Origin of the sequence: Mycobacterium lepromatosis, from assembly GCF_000975265.2 — a bacterium.
Lineage (GTDB): Bacteria > Actinomycetota > Actinomycetes > Mycobacteriales > Mycobacteriaceae > Mycobacterium > Mycobacterium lepromatosis.
The window spans coordinates 3,260,978-3,271,694 of sequence record NZ_CP083405.1 but is presented as its reverse complement, the minus strand read 5'-3'; the positions used below and the strand labels follow the sequence as shown (position 1 = coordinate 3,271,694).

Here is a 10,717-nt window from a genome sequence, read left to right as displayed (position 1 = left end):
GGTTTGCGACGAAGTAACTGTCCACATGACTTATGTACAGGTGTGGAAAGTATGATGATAAGTGGGCTGCAGTTTATAGCCCCGGTTCATGGTTTCCATGCCGGAGGTAGCCCGCTCAGGTTACCTAGATTACCTGTTGATCAGTCATCCCTACTTCGTTGTTGGCCGCCGTTCCAAGTCTGAAAATGGCTATTGTCCGAAGTTAACAGTTTTCTGTCCGGTTGCCAACAGTAGTGTTGTATTCAAATCTTGTTCTTGAAGGGGTTGTTGGGGTTGCAGTTGGGATTGTGCCTACCGACCTTTTCGATAACGATATACTTTGTCAAATGTCTGAACAGGTCCGATGGGGCGGGGCCAGGTTGGACCCGGCGATGGCCGATCAGTACGCTAGCAAATAGTCGTCCAAAAGTTGGCGATCCGGCTGTGAACTGGGATTATGTTCTCGGGGGACCGCGTTAAGACCAACGCGATCGACGTGTTTATGAAGTGCGGGCGGTAGGATGGCGTTGCCAAAAACGATGCCGAACACACCGAGGGAGAATGCTGTGGCCAAAGGCAAGCGGACTTTCCAGCCGAACAACCGGCGTCGAGCCCGCGTGCATGGCTTCCGGCTTCGGATGCGCACGCGTGCTGGCCGGTCGATTGTGTCCGATCGGCGCCGTAAGGGCCGCCGCGTATTGACTGCTTGATCTGAACGACGGGTTTTTAGCGGTGCTTCCCGCATGTAACCGCATGAGGCGGTCATCCGACTTTGATACAACGGTAAAGTATGGACTGCGCACAGTGCAGTCTGATGTTATCATTCACGTTTGGCGAGGGTGTAATAGGGATGAGGCGAAAGTTCCTCATGTTGGGTTGATTATCCCTAAAAAGGTGGGCTCTGCTGTTGAGCGTCATCGAGTGGCGCGTCGATTACGGCATGTTGTTCGGTCTATGTTAGGGGAATTAGGCGAAGCCGATCAGGTGGTGATTCGTGCGTTGCCGAGTAGTCGGAAAGCCTCATCAGCATGGTTAGCTCAGCAGCTACGAAACGGTCTGCGACGTGCTCTTGAACTAGCAGAGACGGACTGGTGACTCGGTCGGTATCGGTACTCACAGAATCCGCGGTTAAGATCTGCGGCGCAAGCAGGGCTGCGGTGCGTGGACTGATTTTCCTGATCCAGCTTTACCGGCACATAATATCGCCGTTGCAACCGGCGGTATGTCGTTTTGTTCCAACTTGTAGTCAATACGCTATCGATGCTTTGACCGAATACGGCTTAATCAAGGGTAGTTGGTTAGTAATAGCCAGATTAGTTAAGTGTGGGCCGTGGCATCGAGGAGGATGGGATCCAATACCGGAGCGTCGATCGGAACTGTTGAATTACTGGGTCGGTTTGGATGACACTGGCGTCTCCTGGAGCTGCCCATCGAAGCTAGGGGAGGATGAGTCTGTTGCCGTTTGACTTTGTCAGTCTTGACATCGTTTACTACCCGGTGTCGTGGATTATGTGGGTTTGGTACAAGCTATTTGCTGCTGTGCTGGGTCCATCAAACTTTTTTGCATGGGCGTTATCGGTGATGTTCTTGGTTTTTACCTTGCGAGCGTTGCTTTACAAGCCGTTCGTGCGCCAGATCCGTACTACTCGCCAGATGCAGGAGTTACAACCACGAATTAAAGCGTTGCAAAGAAAGTATGGTAAAGATCGTCAGCGTATGGCGCTCGAGATACAGAAACTGCAACGTGAGCACGGGTTCAATCCTATCCTAGGATGCTTGCCGATGTTTGCGCAGATACCGGTGTTTTTGGGGCTTTACCATGCTTTACGGTCATTCAATCGTACGACCGGAGGTTTCGGTCAGCCGCATATGTCAGTGACTGAGAATCGGATGACAGGGAATTATGTGTTCACCTCAGTTGACGTGGGGCACTTCCTGGATGCTAACCTGTGGGGTGCTCCAATTGGTGCGTACATGACGCAACGTTCCGGATTAGATGCGTTTATTGATTTTAGCCGTCCAGCCGTAATTTTAGTTGGCGGTCCGATGATGATTCTGGCCGGTATCGCTACCTATTTCAACAGTCGGGCTTCGGTAAATCGGCAGAGTGCGGAAGCAGCAGCGAATCCGCAGACTGCGTTGATGAACAAACTTGCGTTATATGTGTTTCCGTTTGGTGTGATTGTTGGTGGCCCGTTTCTTCCGTTGGCGATTATTTTGTACTGGTTTTCTAACAATATTTGGACGTTCGGCCAACAGCATTACGTGTTTGCTATGATCGATAAAGAAGACGAGGCTAAGAGGCAGAAAGCTATTGAACGTCGAACGGCTAACGCGCCTGCTCCCGGTTCCAAACCGAAGTGTGCCACCAAGACGGTACCGGCAAGCGTGAATGTTTCTTCGAAGAGCACTGTGGTATCTGACGATGGCACAAAGTTTGTGTCCCAGAAGGTGGACTCTACTGACATTGACTGGGGGACTGGAGTGAAAACAGCTAACATTCCAATAGATGAGTTGGATTGTGCTAGCCAGGATAATAATCCTACCTCTTACACCCCACGTCTCGTGTCACGGATAAAGAAACGTAAGCGCTGACAAGGTGCCAAAAGTTTTACCGGATCGAGTCAGTTGAGTGACCCGAAAGAACATGAATCCATGGATTGAGAGAGAGGTCATGACAGATACCGAGATCACCGAGTGTGGTGTTAATACACAGTTAGACACGCAAACGTTGGTGGAGGATCTTTCAGACGATAAGGCGGCGGTAGATGTCAACACTAATTAAGTTAGACGACCTTGAGGAGCGATTGGTTGCTGAGGGCGAAATCGCCGGTGATTATTTGGAAGAACTGTTGGACTTGTTGGACTTTGACGGAGATATTGATCTAGATGTTGAGGGGACTCGGGCAGTAATCAGTATCGATGGTAGTGATGATTTGAATAAATTAGTTGGGCGTACAGGTGAAGTACTCGATGCTTTGCAGGAGCTTACCCGGTTAGCTGTACATCAAAGGACTGGTGTACGGAGCCGATTAATACTTGACATTGCAGGATGGCGGCGTCGACGTCGCGAAGAGCTAGTAGCGTTGGGTGGCACAGTGGCGTGGAGGGTGCTCGCAACTGGCGAGTGTGAAGAACTCATTCCGATGACACCTTTTGAGAGAAAGATCGTGCATGACGCCGTTGCGGAAGTGCCTGGAGTGCACAGTGAAAGTGAAGGTGTAGGGACAGCACGGCGGGTCATTGTTTTGCATGATTAGTGGCGGTTGTAAGCATAATGAAATTCGGTTTAGTTGGTGGCCACTAGTTGGAAGATGTGAAAGTTTAGACGATGTTTCACGTGGAACATATCGGTTTTTGCGAAAAGGTTGCGCCTTATAACGTTATTTAAACCATCTAAAGGTAGCGTTGGATTTGAGGCTATGTTTGAGGCCGCATTTACAGTTTTTGGATCACGTCTTGATATTGCTCAACGGTATGCTGATATACTCGCAAATACCGGAGTTGAACGTGGACTGCTCGGTCCTAGTGAGGCCAGTCGGCTTTGGGGTCGGCATCTGTTAAACAGTGCGGCGGTTGCCGAACTGTTTGATCCTGGTGATCGGGTGGTGGATATTGGAAGCGGGGCAGGGTTACCGGGGTTGCCATTGGCTATTGCCCGGCCAGATCTTCAAATTGTGTTGCTTGAACCACTGTTACGTCGAGCCCTCTTTCTTCGAGAAGTAGTAGCTGAACTTGGACTCGATATTGAAGTGGTTCGTGGCCGAGCCGAGGAATTGTGGGTGCATGATCGGATCGGTGAAAGAGATGTGGTTGTATCACGAGCGGTAGCCTCTTTAGATAAGTTAACAAAGTGGAGTATGCCGTTGTTACGACCGCATGGTCGAGTACTTGCGATTAAAGGGGAACGTGCCTCTGATGAAATCCGTCAACACCGGCGTGTGATGGCCGCATTGGGTGTCGTCGATGTCATGCTAGTGATGTGTGGGGCGAATTATTTATGTCCGCCCGTAACGGTAGTCTTGATTCGATATGGACAGCAGATGCGGTACAAGCCAGCACGTATGAGGGATGGGAAAATACAATGAGTTTTTTCAAAGCCGGATTAACACCTCAGCTTTATAGTTGGCTAATTTTACTGCCTAGTCGGCCTTGTTATCGGGTGAAATGTTGAAAAATATCGTCAGAGATAATGTTTAAATAAGGAGCCTACTACGACGCAGAGTGTGTTATTAAAATGAATGTTTCCCGTGAAACCACAGATGAACTTGACACTCCGATCGGAGCTGCCGCAGAACGGGCTATGCGGGTTCTTCACACCACACATGACCCATTATGTCGTCCGTACCATCGACGGTTGTTCACTATTGCAAACCAAAAGGGAGGTGTGGGAAAAACTACCACTGCTGTCAATCTTGCGGCAGCATTGGCACTTCAAGGACTTAAGGCGCTTGTTATTGATCTTGATCCCCAAGGGAATGCCAGTACAGCACTCGGTATCAACAACCGGCAATCAGGCATGTCGTCGTATGATGTACTTATTGGTGAAGTCTCTTTGCAGACCGTTTTGCGGTGTAGCCCGTACAATGAACGTTTATTTTGTCTTCCGGCCGCGATAGATTTAGCAGGTGCCGAGGTTGAATTAGTTGGCATGGTGGCGCGGGAAAACCGATTGCGTACCGCTTTAACTGAACTTGACAGTTTAGACTTTGATTATGTCTTTATCGACTGCCCGCCGTCGTTAGGGTTATTGACGATAAATGCTCTTGTCGCAGCATCAGAGGTGATGATTCCGATCCAATGTGAATATTATGCGCTCGAGGGTGTATCGCAATTGATGTGTAATATTGAGATGGTTAAAGCCCACCTCAATCCTCAGCTTGAGGTGACCACTGTAATCCTTACGATGTATGACGGTCGAACAAAGCTCGCTGATCAGGTGGCTGAAGAGGTTCGCCGATATTTTGGGACGAAGGTGTTGCAAACAGTGATTCCACGTAGTGTCAAAGTCTCGGAGGCTCCTGGTTACAGTATGACTATCATCGATTATGATCCTGGTTCGCGTGGGGCAATGAGCTACCTCGATGCAAGCCGAGAGCTCGCTGAACGTGATCAACCATCATCCATGAAGGGACGAGCATGACGCAGTCGTTATGTAAAAAAGGTGGCCTCGGACGGGGCTTGGCTTCATTAATTCCCACCGGTCCTGTGGATGTTGACTCTGGACCCGCGACGTGTGGTCCGCAAATGGGAGATGCGGCCGCTGACGTATTAATTGGAGGTCCTGCGGACAAAGACAATGTGATGGGGGCAGTGTATCGGGAGATTGCACTAGCCGATATTGAGGCGAATCCCTGCCAGCCACGACAGGTATTCGACGACGAAGCGATGTCTGAATTGGTGCATTCTATTCGTGAGTTTGGCTTGCTACAGCCAATCGTGGTACGGCCAGTGGGTGAATCACGAAGCAATGCGCGGTATCAAATCGTGATGGGGGAGCGGCGTTGGCGGGCGGCTCAACGGGCAGGCCTGAGTTTTATTCCAGCTATCGTGCGCGCGACAAGTGATGACAACTTGTTGCGCGATGCGCTGTTGGAGAACATTCATCGAGTACAGTTAAATCCGTTAGAAGAGGCAGCGGCCTATCAGCAACTGCTTGACGAGTTCGAGGTAACTCATGACGAACTGGCGTCCCGAATCGGCCGCTCGCGGCCACTGATCACTAACATGATCCGATTGCTCAAGCTTCCGATTCCGGTCCAACGTCGAGTGGCGGCAGGCCTGTTGTCCGCTGGCCATGCTCGTGCATTACTGTCCTTAGAGGCTGGTCCTGAGGCTCAGGAGGAATTAGCCAGCCGGATTATCGCTGAAGGTCTATCGGTGCGAGCCACTGAGGAAGCGGTCACGCTGGCTAATCATGAGGCCAATAGGGAAGTGATTGCGTCGGTGCCGCAGCGGCGTAAATCTATTTACATGCCTGGCCTTCAAGACGTTGCTGAACGACTGTCGAATGCCTTTAACACCCGGGTTACAGTCAGCCTTGGCAAACGTAAAGGGAAGATTGTGGTGGAGTTTAGTTCAGTTGATGATTTACAGCGCATCGTCGGCGTGATGACTACGTAGTACAAAACGTAAACGAAGAGAGGGATATTTCGCAGTTAAGTCACTGTGACACTGCAGTGGTTTCTGGATGTGCACAACTTACTTTAGTACCGTAATCTAACGGAAACTGGTGTGCGGTAAATATTTCGAGAATCGACTACTAGTTAGAGTAGTTCGAAAGTTGTTCTGGCGGATCAACTTGACTGGCGATGTCAACGCTGGTCAGATGTTGATAAGCTCTCTTAACTCTGTAGAGGTTACTCGTGCATATCAGCCAGGGAAAGCCGGGTTATTGGTGCTTTATGGCGACGCGGGTTCGTTGGGTTCGCCTGTGGACGAACGGGGCTAGTAGCGGTAGTAGCGCACGGAGGCCAGGAAACTAGTGTCTGCCCAAATTACGCCGCTACGTCTTGAAGCCTTCGAGCAGCTCCCTAAGCATGTACGCCGTTGTGTCTTCTGGGAAGTTGACCCCGAGACCCTGGGTAACCAAGATCATCTTGTTGATCTTGAATTTGAAAAAGAAGCCTGGTTGTCGATGGTGATGTTGGAATGGGGCTCGTGCGGTCAGGTTGCAACGGCGATTCCAAACGAATGTCACCAATCTAGCTCTCTCAACTATTTAGAGCCTCCATGCTTAGGGTATATAATATATGCCCCACCGCTGGTAGTGCCACGAGCACGGCGATTTCCCACTGCGCCCGTATCCCCTGACGCCATCTTGCTGACTTCGATGGGTGTCGAGCCAGGGCAGATCGCAGCCGGTCTGCCACAGAGTCTCATCAGCCAGGTAATTGACGAGTTGGTTCGGCGTGGAGTTCGGGCGTTAGAGGCTTTTGGCCGCACTGAAGTGGCCACCAAGTTGCAGGATCCCCGGACAGTAACCCCCGATGTTCGGCCGGTGTTGGAAGCTCTCGGTGATTGTTCGGTCGACCACTGCATCATCGACGCGGACTTTTTGAAGGCCGTCGGTTTCGTCGTTGTTGCACCACACCAATATTTCCCTCGGCTACGCCTTGAGCTAGACAAGGGCTTTGGATGGAAAGCCGAAGTTGAAGCTGCATTGGAGCGTTTGCTGAAGGACGCTCAGCTGCAACAGCCAGTCGGAGCCGGGGCTGCATTTAGCAACATCATGAACGCCACAATAGTCGAGCTTAGACGTTAGGAGCCACCGAGTCTTCTTGCCCCTTCCACCGATAGTTCGTGGGCAAGAAGCTCGGCAAAGGTGAATGTGCCAGTGGGCCGATCGTTTTTGCCGAGTAGATAAAGCCGCTTGACCGCGGCGAGGATACCTTCAGCGATGGCATCACGGTTCTGCGCTCCGACCAACATCCCGCGATCTCGTGGATTGGTGATGTAGCCGATGTCGACCTGAACGGTCGGCATTCGCGTCAATCGCAATAGATCCCATGTCCGACCATGCGTCCGACAATCCCGTAAACCTGTGCGGGCCACTACTTCTCGCTGAATGAAATCGGCGAGGTTGCGGCCTATGGTGGAAACGGATCCGTGTGAGTTGCCGAAGTGGAAAGAGGCCACACCGTTAGCGGCAGGGCTAGCCTGCGTTTCGCAACGCAAACTGATCATCAATTCTGCGCCAACGTTATTGGCAATGGCAGCGCGTTCGGAGTCCGACGGGCTACCATTGGTCGTCCGAGAGAGGAAAGTTTCTATACCAATGGCAGCCATCCGTTCCTCAAGTCGACTTGCCAAGTCCCACAGCATATCTGCTTCACTGATGGGTCCGGTCGGTCCTTGAGTGATCAGACCGCAATCCGCACCGCCACGACCCGGATCAATAATGATTCGCTTGCCTGACAGTTTGGGCCCGGATCGACGAACAAGCTCTTCTTCACGAATGGCATGTGGTGAACCACCAGTGACCCGTGAACTCAAAAAACACAAGGAGCGCAACGTTTCTGGTCCGCAAATTCCGTCAGCAGCAAGTCCGTATTCACGCTGATAGGATATTAACGCGTTGTGGGTCTGCAACCCGAAATGTCCGTCAACCATGCCGGTATAGAAACCAAGATCTTGCAGCCGGGCCTGTAATGTGGCAACGTCGTCCCCATAGAACGGGGCGCCGAATCGATGATACAGTGTGCGAGTGCCGAGTCGGTAGGAAGCCTCTTTCAACGCTCGGTGAGTGGCTTCGTCGACAACGCCGTCTACAAGCAGCCCGCGATGCTGTTGAAAAGCGCGCACCGCGTGGTCGAGTTGCGGATCGAACAGATCGAGCGCTACATGCTTGCTGGTCGTCAGGTCGTCCGCGGGACCGTGCAAGAGACCCAGCGCAGTCAGCGCAGCTCGAACCTCGGTAACAGCGGCGTTACGGTCACCACAGCGCAGCGTGTCGCCGTCTTCGCGGCGCTGACTCGGCATACCAAGGGCCCCCAAGACAAACTGACACGTTAACAGATGCACAGCAGTTCAATCGGTATTGTCGCAGATCTTTGTCGATTTCAGGAAAACCCCAGGCTAATAACGGCTGTTTTGCGATAACTACATAGTTTAATTGAGGTTGGGTACCACGTCGGAGAGGTCATTTAGTAATGCTGTTTTGCCCTTAGCGCCGACGATGCGTTTCACTGGTTGGCCGTTCTGGAACAGGATCATTGTGGGTATCGACACGACCTGGAACTCGCGTGCCGTTTCCGGGTTGGCGTCTACATCCAACTTGGCGACGGTGAGTTGGTTTCGTTGCTCGGCCGCGATCTCTTCGAGTACCGGCGCTACCATCTTGCAGGGTCCACACCATGTTGCCCAGAAATCAACTAACACAGGCTTATTACTGGATAAAACGTCTGCGGAGAAGGAAGCATCGGAAACTTCTATTGTGAACCTGGCGTTTTCGGTGTCGGTCATCACAGTGCTCCAATCAGTTGTGTTCGGTACTGTCCACGTCTCCAGTTGTCTCTGCTGTGTCATCGGTTTCTGACTCGGAATGCTCCGCCAACCAACGTTCGGCGTCGATGGCGGCGGCGCAGCCACTACCTGCGGCCGTTATCGCCTGCCGGTAGGTACGGTCTACCAGGTCGCCGGCCGCAAAAACGCCGTCCAGTGATGTACTTGTCGTACGTCCTTTCACCAGGACGTAGCCGTCCGAGTCTATGTCGACGATATCGCGCACCAGGCTGGAACGTGGCTCATGACCAATTGCAACAAAAACCCCGGTCACCACTAGCGTAGTTTCCTCTCCCGTTGTGGTGTCACGCAACCGCAATCCGGTCACTGTTGTGTGCCCGTCTACTGCGACCACGATGTGGTTGGTGATGAATTTGATTTTGTCGTGGTTACGGGCGCGAGCGAGCATGATCTTGGAAGCTCGGAATTCGTCGCGGCGGTGCACGAGCGTGACGCTGCGGGCAAACCGGGTTAAAAAGAGGGCTTCCTCCAGCGCTGAGTCCCCCCCGCCAATGACGGCAATGTCTTGGTCGCGGAAAAAGAACCCATCGCAAGTCGCGCATGCACTCACGCCACGTCCTAGCAACTCTTGCTCACCGGGGATCTGTAGATAACGCACAGTGGTACCCATAGCGAGGATGACAGCTCGGGCCTGATAGATTTTTCCTTCAACGGTGACGACCAATTTGATCGGGCCACGCAATGATAACGACTCGACGTCTTCGGTCCGCAGTTCCGCGCCAAACCGCATTGCCTGTTCACGCATCTCGCCCATCAACTCCGGCCCAGTAATGCCGTTGCGAAAACCTGGGTAGTTTTCCACCTCGGTGGTGGTCATCAGCGCGCCACCGAATGAAGTGCCTTCGAATACCAGCGGTGCTAGCTGCGCACGAGCAGTGTACAAAGCAGCGGTGTAGCCGGCTGGACCGGAACCAATAACGATTACTTCGTGTATGGCTTCACGCGCAGAGGGGGTGGTGGTCATGTGAGCCTTTCAGGTACATCAAGCGGATCTGGTAAATGGTTACGAACGCCAGCGTAGGCTTTGCTGTTCTCGCGTGCTTCCCAACAACTCACACACCTGCTATGGTCCGCGGAATTCCGATGGTAGCCAGCAGTCTGGTATCGATCTCGTTGTCATATGGTGTCATCGAAAAGCGGTGGGTTTGTCGGGTGTGTCGTTGGGAAGCACCAGCAAGACGGCTGATTGGGTATTGATGTCAATCAGTTAGAAACGCTCAGCACCAATGTGGACGTCGTATAGCTGAGGTTGTTGAAGGGCGTCGCCGAGCAAGCCCTGCTCTGCAGTGTGCTGGAGCAGGTCGAGGATCTACGCTTTCGATAGTAATATCACCGCGGAGAGCGTCGACACCATGATGTGCTGTGTGGTGGCCGACTCGCCCCGGGCGTGTCGATGCTAATCGTGGCGACCATCGTGCATGATGCCTAAAATGGTGGCGGCCACGATCGTTTTGTGATGCTGACCTGCGGTCGTGCCGAGTGAGCGGCACCGCCGATGCGTGGCCTGCGTGCATTGGCTGATTTCGGCGCCGCGGAGATTTCGGCGGTCAAAGCCGAAGATGGTTTCGATGCCGATGCAAAAAATGGACTCTCACCGAGGCGAGATTGCTGCACACTCGGTTTAGCGTGCTAAGCTGCCCGATGTCCTCTTAGTCTGCCTGGACCAAGCAACAGATACGAGCGGCGGCATCATCATCAAGCCGCTGGGCCTGCA

Annotated in this window: 11 protein-coding genes and 1 pseudogene; 9 read left to right on the top strand and 3 right to left on the bottom strand. The window is 52.4% G+C overall.

All coding sequences use genetic code 11. The features are described 5' to 3' along the window. Positions 1-545 precede the first annotated feature (545 nt). The 9 genes and pseudogenes from rpmH to MLPF_RS15335 all read left to right on the top strand — a co-directional run bounded on the left by rpmH (position 546) and on the right by MLPF_RS15335 (position 7,243). Positions 546-689, top strand: coding sequence for a 50S ribosomal protein L34 (rpmH, locus tag MLPF_RS15375; RefSeq protein WP_082082461.1), 144 nt, complete (start codon positions 546-548; stop codon positions 687-689). Between the two features lie 22 nt (positions 690-711). Continuing rightward, positions 712-1,074 carry a ribonuclease P protein component gene (rnpA, locus tag MLPF_RS15370; protein ID WP_082082460.1) on the top strand — a complete coding sequence of 121 codons (363 nt, stop codon included), beginning with the start codon at positions 712-714 and terminating at the stop codon, positions 1,072-1,074. Then, complete coding sequence (gene yidD, locus MLPF_RS15365; RefSeq protein ID WP_420329669.1) at positions 1,071-1,445, top strand: membrane protein insertion efficiency factor YidD; 375 nt, start codon at positions 1,071-1,073, stop codon at positions 1,443-1,445. The genes rnpA and yidD overlap by 4 nt, the downstream gene beginning before the upstream one ends. Then, complete coding sequence (gene yidC, locus MLPF_RS15360) at positions 1,426-2,574, top strand: membrane protein insertase YidC (RefSeq protein ID WP_045844027.1); 1,149 nt, start codon at positions 1,426-1,428, stop codon at positions 2,572-2,574. Before yidD ends, yidC begins: the two co-directional genes overlap by 20 nt. Before the next feature lie 194 nt (positions 2,575-2,768). Continuing rightward, positions 2,769-3,239 (top strand): annotated as a pseudogene (locus MLPF_RS15355) (Jag family protein); the annotation flags it as partial. Between the two features lie 162 nt (positions 3,240-3,401). Beyond that, positions 3,402-4,067: a 16S rRNA (guanine(527)-N(7))-methyltransferase RsmG gene (rsmG, locus tag MLPF_RS15350; RefSeq protein ID WP_082082458.1), complete on the top strand. Its 666-nt coding sequence runs from the start codon at positions 3,402-3,404 to the stop codon at positions 4,065-4,067. A 149-nt stretch (positions 4,068-4,216) separates the two neighbouring features. After that, positions 4,217-5,122, top strand: a complete 906-nt coding sequence (locus MLPF_RS15345) for a ParA family protein (protein ID WP_082082457.1) — start codon at positions 4,217-4,219, stop codon at positions 5,120-5,122. After that, positions 5,119-6,102 carry a ParB/RepB/Spo0J family partition protein gene (locus tag MLPF_RS15340; protein WP_045844025.1) on the top strand — a complete coding sequence of 328 codons (984 nt, stop codon included), beginning with the start codon at positions 5,119-5,121 and terminating at the stop codon, positions 6,100-6,102. The genes MLPF_RS15345 and MLPF_RS15340 overlap by 4 nt, the downstream gene beginning before the upstream one ends. Before the next feature lie 361 nt (positions 6,103-6,463). After that, positions 6,464-7,243, top strand: coding sequence for a hypothetical protein (locus MLPF_RS15335; RefSeq protein WP_045844024.1), 780 nt, complete (start codon positions 6,464-6,466; stop codon positions 7,241-7,243). Here the strand turns inward: MLPF_RS15335 and MLPF_RS15330 are convergent. The 3 genes from MLPF_RS15330 to trxB form a co-directional block, all read right to left on the bottom strand. Further along, on the bottom strand, positions 7,240-8,460 hold the full coding sequence (locus MLPF_RS15330) for an N-acetylmuramoyl-L-alanine amidase (protein WP_045844023.1): 1,221 nt from the start codon (positions 8,458-8,460) through the stop codon (positions 7,240-7,242). The genes MLPF_RS15335 and MLPF_RS15330 overlap by 4 nt on opposite strands. A gap of 129 nt (positions 8,461-8,589) precedes the next feature. Beyond that, the gene (gene trxA, locus MLPF_RS15325; protein ID WP_045844022.1) at positions 8,590-8,943 is read right to left on the bottom strand and encodes a thioredoxin; all 354 of its coding nucleotides are present in this window, start codon (positions 8,941-8,943) and stop codon (positions 8,590-8,592) included. A gap of 13 nt (positions 8,944-8,956) precedes the next feature. Further along, positions 8,957-9,967: a thioredoxin-disulfide reductase gene (trxB, locus tag MLPF_RS15320; protein WP_045844021.1), complete on the bottom strand. Its 1,011-nt coding sequence runs from the start codon at positions 9,965-9,967 to the stop codon at positions 8,957-8,959. Positions 9,968-10,717: the final 750 nt, after the last annotated feature.

Bases quoted from the DNA above. Each gene is read 5' to 3' on its own strand.
- trxB (WP_045844021.1), bottom strand. From the start codon at position 9,967: ATGACCACCACCCCCTCTGCGCGTGAAGCCATACACGAAGTAATCGTT.
- MLPF_RS15330 (WP_045844023.1), bottom strand. From the start codon at position 8,460: ATGCCGAGTCAGCGCCGCGAAGACGGCGACACGCTGCGCTGTGGTGAC.
- rsmG (WP_082082458.1), top strand. From the start codon at position 3,402: ATGTTTGAGGCCGCATTTACAGTTTTTGGATCACGTCTTGATATTGCT.
- MLPF_RS15340 (WP_045844025.1), top strand. From the start codon at position 5,119: ATGACGCAGTCGTTATGTAAAAAAGGTGGCCTCGGACGGGGCTTGGCT.
- trxA (WP_045844022.1), bottom strand. From the start codon at position 8,943: ATGACCGACACCGAAAACGCCAGGTTCACAATAGAAGTTTCCGATGCT.
- yidC (WP_045844027.1), top strand. From the start codon at position 1,426: ATGAGTCTGTTGCCGTTTGACTTTGTCAGTCTTGACATCGTTTACTAC.
- MLPF_RS15345 (WP_082082457.1), top strand. From the start codon at position 4,217: ATGAATGTTTCCCGTGAAACCACAGATGAACTTGACACTCCGATCGGA.